The following is a 17,474-nucleotide window of genomic DNA, read 5'->3' on the forward strand; positions in this document are numbered from 1 at the left end:
CAGTGCCTTTTCTTATTCAGACAATCGATATATCAAGACTAGTAACCGTTTTAAGCTGATAGGACAACGTTCAGATGAGCAGCATTCAAAAATTTAGTTTCAGCCGTGTTGGCCGCAGTGTACTGCTGGCCTTAGGCACAACCACTGCGATGATGTCGTTAAATACCATTGCCCAAGAAACGCCTGCGCCCACGCAAGCAGAGCAGGAAGAAGTAGAACGCATTTCTGTATCTGGCCGCCTGATGAGCTCTGCTGCCTCTGCTGCTGCAGAACGTCGTGAGCAAGCCTATGTAGCAGAAGTACTCGGTATGGAACAAATTTCCCGCGCTGGTGACAGCAACGCTGCTGCTGCTCTGCGCCGTGTCACCGGTTTAACCCTGGTAAAAGACAAGTTTATTTATGTTCGCGGCTTAGGTGAGCGTTACTCCAGTACCTTATTAAATGGCGCCATGGTGCCAAGCCCTGACCCAACCAGGAATGTTATCCCGCTGGACATGTTTCCGGCCGGTATTATTGAAAGCTTAGTCGTGCAAAAAGCCTATTCACCGGAGCTCCCGGCAGCCTTTGGTGGTGGTAATGTCAATATCCGTACCACCGCTATTCCATTGCAAACCAGCTTTAATGTCTCGGTGGGCACCGGTTTTAACAGCCTGAACAGTGTTGATGGCTTTGAGTATGCCGGTGGTGGCGATGACTGGCGCGGCAAAGACGATGGCCAGCGTAGCATTTCGCCAGAGCTTGCCAGCGCCCAACAACTGTATGGTATTTTAACGCCGATTAATATCGCCGAAGCTTTAGGCGGTATTACCGGACCAAACCTGGCACAGGCAGAAACCATAGTTCGTGAGCTTGGTACTGCTTTTAACCGTGACATCGATATTAGCTCTACCTCGGTGAAACCAGACTTTGACGCCAGCGCTTCCTTTGGTACCCGCTTTGACCTGGCTAAAAATGTGGTTTTCGGGGTTATGACTGGCCTTAGCTACGACCGTTCAACCCAGAATATCGACGAGCGCGAGCGTTACTACTCAGTATCAGGTGATAATCTGGTGCCACTGAACCGCTATGATGATGTTAAAGGCACTGAACACCAGGTTAAGCTGTCGGGCATGCTAAACTTCGGTTTAGAACTGGGTATCGATCACAGGTTAGAAACCTCGACTATTTATCTGAGTGACACCAAAGATGAAATAAAGATTAAAAACGGCGACAGTATCGAAACTATTAACGAGACTAACCGCTTTAATACCGACACCAGTATTTTATATGAAGAGCGCACCATGCTAAGCAATCAGCTGCGTGGTAAGCACAACTTCCCGTATTTAATGGATTTGGCCGTTGACTGGCAGTACACCGATGCCAAAGCACGGCGTAACGCGCCGGGCGAAGTGGAATATCGCTATCTGAACGAAACCCAGGATGATGGCTCAGTGTTCTCTTTCCTGCGCCGTAATCAGAATGCAGTGAATTACAGCTTCAGTGATATGAAAGATAACACTGAAAACTTCAGCTGGAACGCTAAGCTACCATTGACGTTGGGTAAAGCTGAAATGACCTTCAGTGGCGGCTACAGCTATTTCGAACGGAGCCGTAATGCCCAGACCGACCGCTTTAACTTTGATACCGTAGGTTACAGCCTTGAGCAATTGTCAGGCAGCTTCTCGGAGATTTTCTCTGACAGCAGTATTTTAAACCCGGCTAACGGCTTTAAAATTTCCAACGTAACTACTCAGGCCGACGATTACCTGGCAGCGCAAATGATTGATGCCGGCTACGGTGCCCTGGAAATTAACTACGACTACATGTTCCGGTTAAACATTGGTGTGCGCTATGAAGATTTTAAACAAATTTCATTGCCACTCACTGCCGATGGCGCTGTCAGCGGCAACATTACTGACTCGGTGTTACTGGAAGATGGCTTCTACCCGGCTTTATCATTAACCTGGTTTGTTGATGATGACCTGCAGGCCCGCTTTGGCTACAGTAAAACGGTAGTACGCCCCGATTTACGGGAAGTAACACCGGTATTGTATGTTGATCCGTTAACCGACTTTAAAGTAACCGGCTTCTCCGGTCTAAAAAGCACGGACATCAGCAGTTTTGATGCCCGGCTTGAATGGTACTATGACAGCAGCAACTACAGTTTTGGCCTGTTCTATAAAGACCTGGACAACCCGATTGAAGCTATCGAATTATCAGGCTCTGACGGTAACCTGTTAATGTCTTTCCGCAACGGCCAGAGCGGTAAAGTGTATGGTGCTGAAGCAGAGTTTCTGCAGCAACTGGATATGTTTAGTGGCGAATTAGGTAAACTTGCCAATAACTTCTTTGTTGCCGGTAACCTGACAATCAGTGAATCTGAAATCAGCATTCAGCCGTTCCCGGGCGCAGATTTAACTAACCTGACGCGGGGCTTAAGTGGTCACTCCAAGCACGTCGTTAACTTCCAGTTGGGTTATGACTCGGATGACGATCAGCATAATGCCACCCTTACCTATAACGTATTCGGTAAGCGGATAGCCTTTGCTGGGGTTAACGACAAAGACGATGCCTTTGAGCAGCCATTTAATTCACTGGATTTCACCTATGGTTTCACGCCGCTGGAGAATATGACCGTAAAACTGGGCTTGAAAAACTTACTGGATGAAGAAGTGGAAATTTTGCAGCAGGGTGAAATTCTGCAGCAGCGCACTGAAGGCCAGAGCTACAGTTTAAGCTTCTCTTATAAATACTAGCAATTTGAACGTTAAAAGCCACCGTATAACTACGGTGGCTTTTTTGTTGCTTTTAAAAATAATATTTAACGCCAAACATACTGACTAAAGGGTCAATTTTAACTCTAACTTGCTGTATCGCTGCATTATTTAATCTCACTTCTGCATCAGTTTCGATATCGATCATGCTAAGCATAAGATGTACTCCCCATTGCTGGTTTATCCGCCAGTCAAAGCCGGCCTGATAAGCTAAACCCAGGCTGCCTTCCAAATTCAGAGATAAATTGTCTTGTGCATTTGCAACGCCAAGATCAGTCAGCGCCTGGCGTAAATCAGCAGAAATAGACTCCTGAAAGAAATGAGTATAATTAATGCCGACACCGATAAAGGGCATAAAATCAGTAGTTGAGGTTAGCGGATAAAAACGGGCAAATACTGTAGGGGGTAAGTGTTTTGTATTACCAATTTCCAGACCATCTATCGCTGAACCCGCAACATGGATATTGTGCGAAAATGGGGTGGCCGCAACCACGCTGGCTGACCAGTATCGATTAAAAGCATAATCAACTGTAATGCCAAGCTGAGTGTTATCATTTACCGTGACTGAGGTAGAACCTACAGGCAGTGCTGCCACTTGCTCAACCACATTAAGGTTACTGCTACTGGCATCTGGAGCCACCGTAATTGGGCCAACGTTTACTGACCACTGTGCCTGAGCGTTAAAAACAGAAAAGCCAACAACAAAGGCAATCAACGTTTTAGTGCTTTTATTCATAATTCTTTCTCAGATAAATTAAAAAAACCCCCTTTTCATCAAAAAAAGGGGGGGACAGGTCAGTTTGCCGAGTATGGCAGTGACGAGTGATGGAGAACTATTCGCAACGAACCATCAGCGGCTTTTTTAAAGCCCCAGGTTTTATCTACTGTGGTTTTATTGCCTGATCGGTCAGTAACATGAACATGGCCCATGGTCAGGGCCACGTCGCCATTGATATAGACTGCAGCATTGTTAAAGGCATATTCCTTCCATCCTTTTAAAGCGAAACCTGAATCCTGAGCAAAGTTTTTGTCGTCAGCTACAAAGTAAGATAACGCACCGTCATAAGTTGTCCGGAATGTCTGCTCGCCATTTGCCAGGGTGGGCTTGAATAATACCGCGCCTAAGTTGTAGCCGTATGCATTGTCCAACACTTTTTTAGCCACAGATTTAGCCGCCTTTACTCCACCCGCCTCGTGGGCATTGCTGATATTAATCAATGCATTACCCCAAGCTTGCTGGGCAGCCTTAACTTCGTCAAGAGTAATATTGTTGTTGACAATCTTTTCGGCGTGAACCAGGGAAGACATTAAAACAGCAGCGGCGCACAGTGATAGTTTTGTTAAAGTGAATTTCATATAAACCTCTACGTTATTTAATCAGCGAGGTCATTATTACTCTGTGGTGCGGCATTCTTCTTTACAATAAGATTAACGAACGCCATGCCTTATCATTAACAGAACATGACAATAGTGTGCAGCAACGCTGCACTATTGGATTGCAGCATCCGGAGCAACATCATTCAGACTGTAACCATGCCCCCTATATGTGTGGATGTACTTTTTCGTGTAGTCTTCATCAATTTTTCTACGCAGGCGCCTGACATAAACATCGACTACGTTGGTTAAAGGATCAGTATTCATTCCCCATACGTTAGCGAGAATACGCTCACGGCTAAACACCTTCCCAGGTTGAGACATTAAAAAATCCAGCATCTGCAACTCTTTTGCTGTTAACTTGATGATCTTGCCTGACCGGCTAACCTGCAACGCGGATTTGTCATATGCCAGCTCACCAAAATGAACAATATTATCAACTTGCGCGAATTGATCTCTTTTAGACAATACGTGAATTCTTGCCAGCAACTCTTCAAATGCAAATGGCTTACCCAGGTAATCGTCCGCACCACTGTTTAGCCCCAACACTCGGTCCTGCACTTCATTCAGCGCTGATAAAATCAGAATTTTGGCTTTTATTCCTCTGGCTCGCATCCGACTACAGAGTTCTATACCATCAATATTGGGTAGCATTCTATCCAAAATAATTACCGCGGGTTGAACTTGCAGTACCAGGTCAATAGCACCCTTGCCATCAGCACAGGTTTGAACCAGAAACCCTTCACTTTTCAAGCCTCGTTCAAGAAAGCTCGCAACCCGGACATCATCTTCAATAATGACAATACTCATGTGGACATGCCCTCGATGCTGATTTTAATGCTGACAGTAGTACCTTGATGCAAACGGCTTTCTAATTGAATCAGTCCCTTGTGCTGCTCTATCAGATACTTTACCAGCGAAAGGCCAATTCCCAAGCCATCAGGCCGGAGTTTTCTGGCATTATCTGCCCGATAATACCGGTCGAATACGTTACCAAGCTCATAATCCGCTATGCCAATACCATAATCTGTAATACTACATTCAAATTGATTATCTTTGATGCATACAACCATATCTAACGCGGAGTTAGCAGGCGAGTACCGCAACGCATTGTCAAACAGAATTTGCCACGCTTGTAATAATTTTCCAACGTCTGCTTGAATGCTATGGTCTGACATTTCTATTGCATCGTCAAAATGCAGACGTAATTCCCTACCCTGAACTTTCGACTCTCTGCGGACTTGACCAACCAGCTGAGTCGCAACCTCAACCAGCGGCACTGACTTTACATCGAGCAGCGCCATACTATTCTCGCCACGAATTAACATGAGCAAATCATCAATTCTGCCCGATAGTGCGGCGCCAGCATCGAGAATACGCCTTAGCGTCTCTTTATATTCTTCTGCTGATTTCTCTTTACCTCTGAGTCCTATTTCTGCCTCACCACGAATTGCGGTTGCCGGCGTACGCAATTCATGACTCACGTCAGCAAAAAATTGCTTTTGTTGCGCCTCAGCATGCTTTAACTGCTCCAATGCATGCTTAAGCTGTGCGGTGCGGGACGACACTTCCTGCTCTACTTCAAGGGTATGCCGCAGCTCTGCTTGCCTTGCTTGTTCCAGTGCTGCAGACATAGTGTTAAAACTTGTCGCAACATTTCTGAATTCTTTGTCATCCAACTCGGCTATCCGGTGAGTAAAATTACCTGACGCTACAGCCGAGGTACCCTCAAGTAAACGAGTAATCGGTGAATACAGCGCCCTTAACAAAAGCACCGCGAGCAAAACTGCGGTTAGGCTGCCAAATACGGCCAGCGACAGTACAATAGTTCTTACTTTTGACAGCGCGTCAACCGCCGCTGACTCTGCTTTAGATGCCCGTTGCCGCTGCAGTTCTATCGCTTCGGCAATAAGGCTTTTTAAATCCAGCCCCTCTAATTTATCAAAAGTTTGGATCAGTAATCGCCATATCTCTGCTTCACTTAGGGTAATCGACTCTTTATCCAATAAACTTCGTTTTAACGCAAAAATGTTAGTTTCAAGAATAGAGAGTGCCCTGACCTGCTTGTTAACTTCCTGATGATCCTGCTCGCTATCTGACAATTGTTGGTCATTAACCAATAGCGTTTGTAAGTTGCTGAGAATTAGCTCCATTTGTGCCATCAATCGGTCACGCTCGGCCAGTGGAGCATCATTAGTAAGTAAGTATTGTGCCAGCCAAACCTTCAAACGCTGTTTATCCGCACCCAGGGCAATAAACTCTGCCAACATCTGGTTTGATACTCTGCCGCGTTCAACATGATAAGCGGCAATACCAGAGGTCCAGAAAGCAGCAACGGCCTGAACAATACAAAACATAACCAGTAAGCCAAAAGAAAGTAGTAAACGGTTTCGGTACATCGAGCTTATACTCCGGATAAACTTTTTTATTGTTGGAAGTTATACGTCAGGTAAATGATTAAAGATGAAAAAAACCCGGTTTAAACCGGGTTTTTCTGAATAGTTAATTTTTTAAAAGTGATATTGAGCCCTAACTCCAAAACCTATAGGCTCCTCATTGATACCTGAAGCTGTATCAACATCAGTATACACAATATTACTCATAAAACGAATATTACTACTTAAGTAATAGTTAACGCCAACGGTCAGATTTTTCTGCTCGCCACCCATAACAACACCGTCATTAAGGTCAGTAACAGAGTATCTGGCGGCAACTTCAATTGCGCCTTTTGCTGAGCTTGGTTTAATACCACTGAATGAGCCGTTTTTGTATGAACGCGATTCTCCAGTTATCACATAACTTGCCTGCATGTGGTATCCGCTAAAGCTAAGATCCTGCACTGCAGAGGATGTATTCACTGATAATGCTTCAGCTTCAAATGACCACGCGCCATTAATTGCTGCAAACTCCAGTCCGGTAGTGATCAGATTATCAACGTTATTGAGCGTTCCGGTGTCGATAAGACGAATGGCCGGATCAATTCTTAACTCAGGGCGGTCCCGAAAACGCAAGCTGTTATAGTCGCCTAAATCCTGATACACCACTGCCGCACCAAAGTGGTACTGAATATTATCGATTTTGGGGTGATAAACCAGACGTTGCGCCAGGCCCATGCTGTCGTCCTTTCCAGCATCGCTTTCAGTATTCATGGTTCTGCCAAAAGCCATCGAGCCTGAAGTAATATCACCAAAGGTTTTATCAAAACGAACGCCTAACTTACGGTCAGGCGTAATCACTGTTGAACCACTTGCCCGCTCCATAAAAGTCATAGAGTTTGAACTCGTCAGGGTATTAAGGCTAAACGGCAACCGTTGGTGGCCTATAGTCAATGAACCACCGGCGAATTTTGTCCGCAGGTTTACATCGGTAGCACTCGCGTCACCACCTTCAGCAAAATCATATTCGATGACAAAGCGCCAATCTGATGAGAAATTACCTTGTAATCCCATGCGGCCCCGACGAACATTAACGCCATTACCAAATTCTGTTTGGTCATCATTGACAAACCCAGCATCGAGGTGCAGGCGACCTCGTGGTTCTACTTCAATATCTGCCGCCAGAACGTTTCCGGCAATTGAGGCCGAAAGTATCGCAACAGTGATTTTGCTCATTGAGTTCATTACTATTCCTTTTGAAGGTTAAAGATGTAACTAATGTTTACCGAGAGAGTATATTTCAGCTTAATGACACTTTAATGACAGCGTGGCATTTTTATGACGCTAAAATGATGTTTTTATGACTGTCTATACACAGCATGCTACTACCATCACTATAGGAAGTATTAATCAGTTTAGTCAGATAGCCAAGTCTATAATAAAATAACAGAAAGGGAGCGAATGCTCCCTTTTTTAGCGCTTTTGACATCGCAACGATCTCAACCGTAGCGCCCGGTAATATAATCTTCAGTTCGCTTATTAATAGGGTTGGTAAAGACTTCGTTGGTGGCACCAATTTCTATTAAATCACCCAGATGGAAAAACGCAGTGCGGTCTGAGACCCGGGCGGCCTGTTGCATATTGTGAGTAACGATAACGATAGTAAAGTTTTGCTTTAACTCATCAATCAGTTCTTCAATAATAGAAGTTGCAATAGGGTCAAGCGCCGAACACGGTTCATCCATTAGTATCACGTCCGGGCTGACCGCGATACTGCGGGCGATACATAACCGCTGCTGCTGGCCACCGGATAAGCCGGTGCCAGGCTGATCCAGCCGATCTTTCACTTCATTCCATAAGCCAGCGCGGCGTAAACTGGACTCCACCACATCGTCCAGCTCTGACTTGCGACTGGCCAGGCCATGTAAGCGCGGGCCATAAGCAATATTTTCATAAATTGATTTTGGAAACGGGTTCGGCTTTTGAAATACCATGCCAACCTGAGCGCGCAATTGTACAACGTCCAGTGACGGGTCATAGATATCGCGGCCATCCATCTTAATACTGCCGGTTACCCGGCAGATATCAATGGTATCGTTCATCCGGTTTAAACAACGTAAAAACGTTGATTTGCCGCAACCTGAAGGGCCGATAAAGGCAATAACTTCGTTTTCCATTACATCCAGATCAACACCATGGATAGCTTCATTGTCGCCGTAAAAAACCCTGACATCACGTGCTGTCATTTTTACCTTGCCAATGCTGTTTGTCTCAATCGCTGTCATCGCTAAATCCGCCGTAGTTACCACTTATTCAGTTAATTTTCTGGAGTTGGCTGCGCTGCGCGTCAGACCTACCAGCGCTTTTCATATTTTTTACGCAGCCAGATGGCTAGCCCGTTTAATGTCAACATCAACGCCAGCAATACGATAATGGCGGCAGAAGTACGGGCTTCAAAAAAGTTACGAAGCTCATTGCCCTGCCACAAATATATTTGTACTGGTAAGGCGGTCGATTGCTCGAACGGGCCGGCCGGTATTTGTGCGACAAAAGACTTCATGCCAATAAGTAATAATGGTGCTGTCTCACCTAAAGCCTGGGCCACACCAATGATGGCGCCAGTAAGAATACCCGGGATAGCCAGTGGCAACACATGATGAAAAACAGCCTGCATTTTAGACGCCCCCAGCCCTAAAGCTGCCTGGCGAATGGATGGCGGAATGGCCTTTAAGGTAGAGCGTGTGGCAATAATCACGGTAGGTAAGGTCATTAAGCTTAATACCAGGCCGCCAACAATGGGTGCCGACATCGGCAGTTTAAACCAGCCGATAAACACCGATGCACCCAATAAGCCAAATACAATGGACGGCACCGCAGCCAGGTTATTAATATTCACCTCCACTAAGTCGGTGAATTTATTTTTGGGCGCAAACTCTTCCAGATAAATGGCGGCGGCAACGCCCATTGGTACCGCCAGAAAAATCACCACCAGCATCATATATAACGAACCGACAAAAGCACCCGCCAGGCCAGCAGATGCTGGCGAACTGCGGGAGTCGGGATTCATAAACAAGGCAAAACTAAAGCGATTTTCAATAATGCCCTGCGCTGACAGCATTTCAACCCATTCCCGTACTTTCGGGCTAAGCTGCTGCTGCGAGTCAGGCAGACTGCGGTCAATATTACCTTTTAACCAGACATCAATATTCGCATCAGTAAGCAAATTTACCGTTTTGGTCTGGCCAATGATTTCGGGGTTTTCTATTACCATATCGCGTACGGCGTAGCGCTCACCTGAGGTCACTATCCGCGCTGCGTCACGACGATACTGGCGCTCTTGAGCTTCCGGTATGACCTTATTCAGGCCATCCAGAATTAAGCGGTTAAAGTTAACCATGCCCACTTCAGTTTGCCATTCAATAAAACGCTGCCGAAATTCATTGTCTGTTTCATCCGCACCTTGCACTGGTTTTTCGCTGATACTAATCACTTCAGGGTCAAAGTAAATATCAAGCGTAATGTGCGCCTGCCAGAATGCAGGGACACCTTTGGCAAAAATATTAACAAACAAAATAGCGACCAGGGTCAGGCTAATAATGACAGCGCCCAGACCAACGCCTTTAAACAGCTTTTCCTGACGGTGCCGACGAGCCAGTGACGCCGCCACTTGTTGCTGGGTTTTACTTAGTAACACCGGTTCAACAGCGACATCTTTGTCGGTGGAGCTCAGTTTGTTATCAGTCATAAGTTACTCGTATTGTTCCCGATATTTACGCACAACAACCAACGCTACAATATTCAGCAGCAAGGTAATGACAAACAGGGTTAAGCCCAATGCAAAAGCGACCAGGGTCTGAGGGCTGGCAAAGTCGTTGTCGCCGGTTAGTTGGTTAACGATAGACACCGTTATCGTCGACACGGCCTCAAAGGGATTGGCAGTCAATGTCGGGCTGTTGCCCGCTGCCAGCACCACAATCATGGTTTCACCAATAGCCCGACTGGCAGCAAGCAGCACCGCACCCACTATGCCAGGCAGCGCAGCAGGAAGTACCACTTTGCGAATGGTTTCAGATTTGGTCGCACCCAGGCCAAGCGATGCATCCCTGAGTGCCTTTGGCACCTGAGTAATAATGTCATCTGACAACGATGAGATAAAAGGTACAATCATAATGCCCATTACCACACCGGCTGTCAGTGCAGACGTCGCCCGGATAGTCAGGCCAATACTGGCGCCAAAATCGGCTAAAAATGGCCCCACCGTTACCAGTGCGAAGAAGCCGTAAACAATAGTGGGAATACCAGCAAGGACTTCAATAATGGGTTTCGCCGTCGCGCGAAAGCTGGCCGGTGCATATTCTGCCAGGTAAATCGCGACCATTAAACCAAGGGGAATTGCGACCAGCAACGCGATACCCGCAATCATCATCGTACCTGAAAGCAACGGCAGCAAGCCAAAACTTCCCTGACTTCCGGTCAGTGAACCTTCAGCGACGCCTGTCGTCGAAAAGCGTGGGTTCCAAGTCGTACCCAGGAAAAAATCTGCTGGCGGTATAAAACTGAAGAACTTGATGGTTTCACCCACCATTGATAGCACAATGCCGATAGTGGTTAAAATGGCAACAGTGGAGCAGATTATAAGCACGGCTTTAACGGTGCGTTCGATTTGATGGCGCGCCCGCAAATGAGGCTGAATGCGTTTAAAACTGAAAAACAAACCCGCTGCGGCTATCGCTGCCATCAGACCAGTTAACAGTAACGCACTACTCGTTTGTAATTGTTGCATATACGCAGCAGCGGCCAGCTCCCACTGCTCAGCTTCTGCCACCACACCAAAATTAGTAGCAAGATTGCTGATCCGGCGCATAATCACATCGGCAGTTAACCCTTCTGCGGCTAACGCTTCTGCAGGCAACTGGGCAGCCACCATACCGTTAATCACCCCGGGGGACAAAAGTGTCCACAGTACCAGAATGAAGAAAGCCGGGATAACTGCCCACAAGCCGACCATCATGCCGTAATGATGAGGCCTGGAGTGCATTTTTTGCTGCGGGTTAACTGTCGCCACCTTGCGACTGCGCACCATGCCAAGCTGATAGCCTATCGCCATCAATGCCAGCAGCAGTACAATTAACGAAAAATTACTCATGCTTGCTCCATTCACCAATCCGGGTTATCCCACGGGGATATATACTTCTTTAAAAGCCGCGCAAGCTTAACGCGCACATATTGCAGTTTTATTACAATCACTGTCATATTTCTGAAACAGAAAAAGAGGACCTGCTGGCCCTCTTCTTTAAATTACTGTGCTGCAGCCGTTACAGCGATTTTTTGGCGCGGATATTTGCCAGTATAGTCGCACGCTCGTCGTCATCAAGCGGAATTAAGCCTGCGGCTTCTAACGGACTGCCAAATCCAGAGGCTGCATCAGAGACAAAGTATTCTGCAAACTCTTTTAAACCGGGGATAACACCAATGTGCTCACCTTTTACATAGAAAAACAGTGGGCGGGAAACCGGGTACACGCCTGCAATTATGTTATCAACTGTCGGCTCAACGTCATTAACAGTTGCCACTTTAATCCGGTCGCGGTTAGCTTCATAGAAACTTAAACCAAACACCCCCAGGGCATTTTTCTGAGCTTGCAGCCGGGCCAGAGTCTCAGTGTAGTCACCAGCAATTTCTACTACGCTGCCATCGGTACGCATTGCTAAACAAAAGTTGTTTTGCTCAGCTTTAGGTAACGCCTGAACTTCAGCAAAGGTTGTACAACCGTCGATAATCACTTTTTCTTCGTAAACTTCACGGGTACCGTGGTTTGAACCAGGGATGGCCAGTAAAATTGTCTGGTCTGGCAGAGACTTATCAATTTGCTGCCAGTTGGTATAAGGGTTAGCTACCATTTTACCGTTTTGTGGCACTTGCGCCGCCTGAGCCAGAAACACATGTTTAGGTTTTAATTTAAAAATACCAGCGTCAATCCGCGAGGCAAAAACGATACCATCGTAGCCAATTTTAACTTCGATTATTTCTTTAACGCCGTTCTCTTTACAGGCTGCCACTTCTGCCGGGCGAATCTGCCGCGATGAGTTAGCAATATCAATGGTGTTAGTACCCACACCCTGACAGAACTGACGCAGGCCACCAGACGACCCACCAGAACCTACTACCGGAGTGCGAAACTGGGCAAAATTGTTGCCAAATTCTTCAGCAGCGATAGAAGAAAACGGCAGTACGGTTGATGAACCTGCTACCTGCACAGTATCGCGATTTGCATGGGCCTGGCCTGCAAACGCCAGGCTGACGGCTGAAGCTACAATCAGTTTAGTTAGCTTATTCATTTTCATTTGGTAAATCCTCGGCTAAAGATATGCATTTAATGTAGACCATTATGCGATACTTTTATTGCAGTAATATGACAATCATCTTTAACCACGGCAGCTAAAGTGGTTATTCGCTAAACTTTAAACGCCTGACAACGCTGTGACAGTTGTTTTGCCAAGATGTTTAATTGCTCGCTGGCATTTGATGAGCGCTCCGCGCCACTGTTAAGCTGGCGGATGTCATCGTTCAACATAGTAATGCTGTCAGCAATGGCAGTTGCGACCTGTTGCTGTTCGTCCGTTGCCACAGAAATCTCTGCATTTAATTGCACAATTTGTTTTACCGCACCTGCAATTTGCTGAAACATTTGATCAGTCTGGCGCGATTGACCTACGCTTTCGCTGGCCTGGATTGCAGCTTGCTCCATCGCTGCTACCGCTGAATCGGCTTGCTGTTGTAATTGGCTTATCATGGTGCGGATTGACTCCGTCGCTTGTTGGGTATTGGCAGACAACATACGCACTTCATCAGCTACCACTGAAAACCCCCGCCCCGCCTCACCGGCACGGGCAGCTTCTATTGCCGCATTGAGCGCCAGCAGATTGGTTTGCTCTGAAATTTTCCGGATCACCTCCAGCACGCTGGATATTTGGCTACTGTCCTGTTGTAACTGGCTGATAACCTGACTGGCTTGCAACATTTTTTGCTCTAGCTGCTCAGTCGTGGCCATGCTGCTGGCCGCAACCAGGCTGCCGTCATGACTATACTGTTCGGCCTGCTCAGCACGGCTGGCAGCGCTGCGGCCATTTTCTGCAACCTGACGAATCGCCATACTCATTTGTTCAACGGCCGCAGCAACCTGACTAACCTGCTCGGTCTGACGGGCTGAACCATTGCTGACTTCCTCGCTCACGGCAGAGACCTGCTCTGACTGCTGACTTAATGCTTCAGCACTGGCACCGAGTTTGCGGATTAGCTCCGCAAAAGACTGCAACATGGTATTTAATGCCTGAGCCGCCTGGGCAATCTCATCTTTACCCTGGTCACTTGCCCGTAAGCGAAGATCTGATTGTTGAGCGACTTGCAGCAACAAACTACGTAAACCATTTAGGGGTACTGCCACAGACCGCTGAATTGCTATTACCAGGCCAGCAATTGCCAGCAGCAACAATAAACCACCAAACAAGTAAACTTTTACCAGCATGTCAGTAAAGTTCACCGACTGATCACGCACTACTGCGGCCGCAGCAATTTGCTGCTGAATAAAGGCATCAGCCAAATCGGCGAAGCTGGTTATCCTGCGTTCAATTTCACCATTAATAGTTGACTCATTTAAAATACGAACCAGTAACGCGTCACTGCCAGCAAATGACAACCATTCTTCGTATTGCTTAATAGAGCTGGCGAACGCCTCGTCCAGCGCCTGGTAACCATTTTCCTGCTCAAGCTGTGGCCGTTTTGCGGTGAAACTCTGCCAATGCAGCTGCGCCTGTTCCATCTGCGCCAATACGGTAGTCCGGGTATTTTCAGCAGAAGCCCAACCTGTCCGATACTTACGGATCTCAATCAAACCTTGCTGCTGAATAAGTTTCTGAGCACTCATTACATCAGACAAGATCACCAGGTGCTGGTCATATAATTGATGAAATAATTTATCTTTGGTTTGGGCAGCCCAGAAACTCGCTGCCAGCACCAGTGCCAACAGTAACAGTGGTAGCAGGCCGAGTAATAAAATACGTTGGGAAATATTCAGTTTAGACAACATAGCGGGATCCCTGGCAGCATTAACTGATTTATCGTACCTACGGTAAGTGACATTTTTATGACAAGCGCGGGCGTCTGCATTCAGAATTGGCTGAGCTCTGGCCAGCGCATAAAAAAACCACCTGACTGGTGGTTTTTTAGAATTAGCCTGTAGGCTTATTTTTCATCTTTAATTACCGCTACGCGCTTCGTTGGCGGATTTAACCAGACTACATGCCCGGTGTGCTTTGATGTGCGGGTTAAACTATTTGCTTCTGTCAGCCGATCATTGTCTACCACATAAGTGTACTGCTGCTGACTCAGGCTCGAGCAACCGCTTAAACCGATAATTGTAAATGCTGCTAACGCTGTTACTAGGTGTTTTTTATTCATTTTCATGGTTGTACTCCTGCTACGTCTTACCCAGACTATAGTCAGCACAACGTCAGCTGTCTAGCATATTTTTATTACAGTTTAGTGAAGGTTGGAAATAATTTTTTATTCTTTTATCATATTGTTTTTAAAGGAATTTTCAAGGTGTCGGCAATAAGCGCACTGTCATATTACAGCAATCTTTTTTACATAATTGTTAATTGTTAGTTTTGAGGCCTGAGCAGGCGTTAACGAGGGCGCCGCGGTTGCAGTTCAACCCGCGATGACTGACCACTGCTTACTCTGGCCATAAACACAGCTTGTTTGGCCAGATTAACACTATGCTCTGAAATCCGTTCCAGGGCTCTGGCGACCCAATTGACCCCTAATACAGCATCCATCTGCTGTACCTTAACGTCGCTACTGGCCAGGTTGCTGCGCAAAATAGCGCCATAGCATTGATTAACTGTGGGTGCCAGACTGATCGCTTGCTCAGCTTGCGCAACACTGAGTTGTTGCAATGCCGAAAGTGTCAGCGCCAGCATATTTCCAACCGGCCCGGCCAGGGTACTGATCGCCTGCAGCTGTGTTACCGTTGGCGATGTTACTGAGCTTAGTAACACCTGCTGCGCAATCTGAGCGTTTTGATTACAAATTTGCTCCAGATCACTGATCGCTTTTAATAGCGCCAGCACCAGCCTTAAATCGCGATCGCTTGATGTATGGCTCAACATATCGAGACAGTGGTCGTCCATTGCCAACTCAAAATCGTGAGCTCGTTGTAACTGACTCAGTACTTGCTGCGCCAGAGCGGCATCTTTATCACGATAAGCCATTAATGCCTGCTCAAATTGTTGTAATGCCAGGCTGCTGATAGCCTGCAAGCGATGTCTGGCTTGTGCCATTTCAGCGCTGAAGCCCTGTTGGCTGTGGTCCGACATATTATTTTCCTTGTGCGATGTTTATGCCCGGCATCTTAGCGCTGTGCCTGTCCGGGGTAAAGATAAGCTTACTCACTCCAGTTTGTCGTTAAGCTGATCCGTAGCTAAGCAGATTGACATATGAAAAAATGAATATATGATAAATCGTATATTTCACTCCACTGGTTCTGACTACTATGCTGTCACCCTTAGTATTTTATAAAGCGTTAGCCGATGACACCCGCTTAAAATGCTTGCTGTTAATAACTACACAGCAAGAGTTATGCGTCTGTGAGCTGATGACCGCGCTGGAGCAAAGCCAACCAAAAATTTCGCGCCATTTAGCCCAGCTGCGCGCTGCCAATATTTTGCAGGACAGACGCAGCGGCCAGTGGGTGTTTTATTCATTGCACCCACAGCTACCGGCATGGGCACATCAGGTACTGCAACAAACTTTACTGGCAAACCAGTCCTATCTGGCACCTTGCCAGCAACAACTTACTCTGGTATCAAACCGGCCTGCTGAGCAAGGCTGCTGTTAAATTATATAAGGAACATGACATGAGCATTAAAGTTGGTATTAACGGTTTTGGCCGCATTGGCCGCCTTGCGCTACGTGCAGCATTCGACTGGCCTGAGCTGGAGTTTGTGCAAATTAACGACCCGGCCGCTGATGCGGCTACCCATGCCCATCTGCTGAATTTTGACTCAGTGCATGGTATCTGGCGCCATAATGCCAGCGCCGAGGGCAGCAATATGGTGATTAATGGCAAAACCATTAAGGTAAGCCACAATAAAGCCATCAGCGACACTGACTGGTCAGGCTGCGACTTAGTCATTGAAGCCTCTGGTAAAATGAAAACCGTTGCTGTACTGCAGGATTATCTTAAGCAAGGGGTAAAACGGGTGGTAGTGAGCGCACCGGTAAAAGAAGCCGGCGCCTTAAATGTGGTAATGGGTGTTAATCATCAGCTGTACGATAAAAGCAAACACCAGATAGTAACAGCAGCGAGCTGCACCACCAATTGCCTGGCACCCGTGGTTAAAGTGATCCACGAACAACTGGGTATCAAGCATGGTTCTATTACCACGATTCACAGTTTAACCAACACCCAAAGTATTATGGACACCCCGCACAAAGACTTACGCCGGGCCCGGGCCTGTGGCAGCAGTTTAATTCCAACCACGACCGGCTCGGCCACCGCCATTGTTGAAATTTTTCCGGAACTAAAAGGCCGCTTAAATGGCCATGCCGTGCGGGTGCCGCTGACTAACGCCTCTTTAACTGACTGTGTCTTTGAAGTAGAGCGCGCGACGACGGCCGAAGAAGTTAACGCCATGTTTAAGGCAGCAGCAGAAGGTGAGCTGAAAGATATTCTGGGCTATGAAACCCGGCCACTGGTATCGATTGATTATAAAACCGACCCACGCTCCAGCATTATTGATGCGCTTAGCACCATGGTTATTAACGGTACTCAGCTGAAAATTTATGCCTGGTACGATAACGAGTGGGGCTACGCCAACCGCACAGTAGAGCTGGCGAAAATGGTGGGCTTGCAGGATCAGGCCACGGCCTGAGCATCTGCCCGCTGATAATAATCCTGAAAAACCGAGCA

The 17,474-nt window shown here is 46.9% G+C and carries 15 protein-coding genes; 3 read left to right on the forward strand and 12 right to left on the reverse strand.

Features of this window, described 5'->3' with window-relative positions; genetic code table 11:
• Positions 1–74: 74 nt before the first annotated feature.
• Positions 75–2,735, forward strand: a complete 2,661-nt coding sequence (locus tag H141_RS0112040; RefSeq protein WP_019676525.1) for a TonB-dependent receptor domain-containing protein — start codon at positions 75–77, stop codon at positions 2,733–2,735.
• Between the two features lie 52 nt (positions 2,736–2,787).
• Here the strand turns inward: H141_RS0112040 and H141_RS0112045 are convergent, their stop codons facing one another.
• The 12 genes from H141_RS0112045 to H141_RS0112100 form a co-directional block, all read right to left on the reverse strand.
• Complete coding sequence (locus H141_RS0112045; protein ID WP_019676526.1) at positions 2,788–3,489, reverse strand: OmpW/AlkL family protein; 702 nt, start codon at positions 3,487–3,489, stop codon at positions 2,788–2,790.
• A 59-nt stretch (positions 3,490–3,548) separates the two neighbouring features.
• On the reverse strand, positions 3,549–4,109 hold the full coding sequence (locus H141_RS0112050; protein ID WP_019676527.1) for a hypothetical protein: 561 nt from the start codon (positions 4,107–4,109) through the stop codon (positions 3,549–3,551).
• A 132-nt stretch (positions 4,110–4,241) separates the two neighbouring features.
• Positions 4,242–4,937, reverse strand: a complete 696-nt coding sequence (locus H141_RS0112055; RefSeq protein WP_019676528.1) for a response regulator transcription factor — start codon at positions 4,935–4,937, stop codon at positions 4,242–4,244.
• Positions 4,934–6,526, reverse strand: coding sequence for a sensor histidine kinase (locus H141_RS0112060; RefSeq protein ID WP_019676529.1), 1,593 nt, complete (start codon positions 6,524–6,526; stop codon positions 4,934–4,936). The genes H141_RS0112055 and H141_RS0112060 overlap by 4 nt, the downstream gene beginning before the upstream one ends.
• 111 nt (positions 6,527–6,637) lie before the next feature.
• Positions 6,638–7,747 (reverse strand): OprO/OprP family phosphate-selective porin, encoded by a 1,110-nt coding sequence (locus H141_RS0112065; protein WP_019676530.1) that lies wholly within the window; start codon positions 7,745–7,747, stop codon positions 6,638–6,640.
• Between the two features lie 254 nt (positions 7,748–8,001).
• Positions 8,002–8,787 (reverse strand): phosphate ABC transporter ATP-binding protein PstB, encoded by a 786-nt coding sequence (gene pstB, locus H141_RS0112070; protein WP_019676531.1) that lies wholly within the window; start codon positions 8,785–8,787, stop codon positions 8,002–8,004.
• Positions 8,788–8,855: 68 nt separating this feature from the next.
• The gene (pstA, locus tag H141_RS0112075; RefSeq protein ID WP_019676532.1) at positions 8,856–10,247 is read right to left on the reverse strand and encodes a phosphate ABC transporter permease PstA; all 1,392 of its coding nucleotides are present in this window, start codon (positions 10,245–10,247) and stop codon (positions 8,856–8,858) included.
• 3 nt (positions 10,248–10,250) lie between these two features.
• Positions 10,251–11,648, reverse strand: coding sequence for a phosphate ABC transporter permease subunit PstC (pstC, locus tag H141_RS0112080; protein WP_019676533.1), 1,398 nt, complete (start codon positions 11,646–11,648; stop codon positions 10,251–10,253).
• 169 nt (positions 11,649–11,817) lie between these two features.
• Positions 11,818–12,846, reverse strand: coding sequence for a substrate-binding domain-containing protein (locus H141_RS0112085; RefSeq protein ID WP_019676534.1), 1,029 nt, complete (start codon positions 12,844–12,846; stop codon positions 11,818–11,820).
• A gap of 110 nt (positions 12,847–12,956) precedes the next feature.
• Positions 12,957–14,588, reverse strand: a complete 1,632-nt coding sequence (locus H141_RS0112090; protein WP_019676535.1) for a methyl-accepting chemotaxis protein — start codon at positions 14,586–14,588, stop codon at positions 12,957–12,959.
• Between the two features lie 155 nt (positions 14,589–14,743).
• Positions 14,744–14,965 carry a hypothetical protein gene (locus H141_RS0112095; RefSeq protein ID WP_019676536.1) on the reverse strand — a complete coding sequence of 74 codons (222 nt, stop codon included), beginning with the start codon at positions 14,963–14,965 and terminating at the stop codon, positions 14,744–14,746.
• Between the two features lie 221 nt (positions 14,966–15,186).
• Positions 15,187–15,879 (reverse strand): phosphate signaling complex PhoU family protein, encoded by a 693-nt coding sequence (locus H141_RS0112100; protein ID WP_019676537.1) that lies wholly within the window; start codon positions 15,877–15,879, stop codon positions 15,187–15,189.
• A gap of 176 nt (positions 15,880–16,055) precedes the next feature.
• Here H141_RS0112100 and H141_RS0112105 point away from each other — a divergent pair, with 176 nt between their 5' ends.
• Positions 16,056–16,400, forward strand: a complete 345-nt coding sequence (locus H141_RS0112105; protein WP_019676538.1) for a metalloregulator ArsR/SmtB family transcription factor — start codon at positions 16,056–16,058, stop codon at positions 16,398–16,400.
• A gap of 19 nt (positions 16,401–16,419) precedes the next feature.
• Positions 16,420–17,436, forward strand: a complete 1,017-nt coding sequence (locus tag H141_RS0112110; RefSeq protein ID WP_019676539.1) for an ArsJ-associated glyceraldehyde-3-phosphate dehydrogenase — start codon at positions 16,420–16,422, stop codon at positions 17,434–17,436.
• Positions 17,437–17,474: the final 38 nt, after the last annotated feature.

The organism is Arsukibacterium perlucidum DSM 18276 (assembly GCF_000382165.1).
In the GTDB taxonomy this organism is placed as follows: domain Bacteria; phylum Pseudomonadota; class Gammaproteobacteria; order Enterobacterales; family Alteromonadaceae; genus Alishewanella; species Alishewanella perlucidum.

Coding starts and splice junctions, on each gene's coding strand:
- H141_RS0112040 (WP_019676525.1), top strand. CDS start 75: ATGAGCAGCATTCAAAAATTTAGTTTCAGCCGTGTTGGCCGCAGTGTA.
- H141_RS0112045 (WP_019676526.1), bottom strand. CDS start 3,489: ATGAATAAAAGCACTAAAACGTTGATTGCCTTTGTTGTTGGCTTTTCT.
- H141_RS0112050 (WP_019676527.1), bottom strand. CDS start 4,109: ATGAAATTCACTTTAACAAAACTATCACTGTGCGCCGCTGCTGTTTTA.
- H141_RS0112055 (WP_019676528.1), bottom strand. CDS start 4,937: ATGAGTATTGTCATTATTGAAGATGATGTCCGGGTTGCGAGCTTTCTT.
- H141_RS0112060 (WP_019676529.1), bottom strand. CDS start 6,526: ATGTACCGAAACCGTTTACTACTTTCTTTTGGCTTACTGGTTATGTTT.
- H141_RS0112065 (WP_019676530.1), bottom strand. CDS start 7,747: ATGAACTCAATGAGCAAAATCACTGTTGCGATACTTTCGGCCTCAATT.
- pstB (WP_019676531.1), bottom strand. CDS start 8,787: ATGACAGCGATTGAGACAAACAGCATTGGCAAGGTAAAAATGACAGCA.
- pstA (WP_019676532.1), bottom strand. CDS start 10,247: ATGACTGATAACAAACTGAGCTCCACCGACAAAGATGTCGCTGTTGAA.
- pstC (WP_019676533.1), bottom strand. CDS start 11,648: ATGAGTAATTTTTCGTTAATTGTACTGCTGCTGGCATTGATGGCGATA.
- H141_RS0112085 (WP_019676534.1), bottom strand. CDS start 12,846: ATGAAAATGAATAAGCTAACTAAACTGATTGTAGCTTCAGCCGTCAGC.
- H141_RS0112090 (WP_019676535.1), bottom strand. CDS start 14,588: ATGTTGTCTAAACTGAATATTTCCCAACGTATTTTATTACTCGGCCTG.
- H141_RS0112095 (WP_019676536.1), bottom strand. CDS start 14,965: ATGAAAATGAATAAAAAACACCTAGTAACAGCGTTAGCAGCATTTACA.
- H141_RS0112100 (WP_019676537.1), bottom strand. CDS start 15,879: ATGTCGGACCACAGCCAACAGGGCTTCAGCGCTGAAATGGCACAAGCC.
- H141_RS0112105 (WP_019676538.1), top strand. CDS start 16,056: ATGCTGTCACCCTTAGTATTTTATAAAGCGTTAGCCGATGACACCCGC.
- H141_RS0112110 (WP_019676539.1), top strand. CDS start 16,420: ATGAGCATTAAAGTTGGTATTAACGGTTTTGGCCGCATTGGCCGCCTT.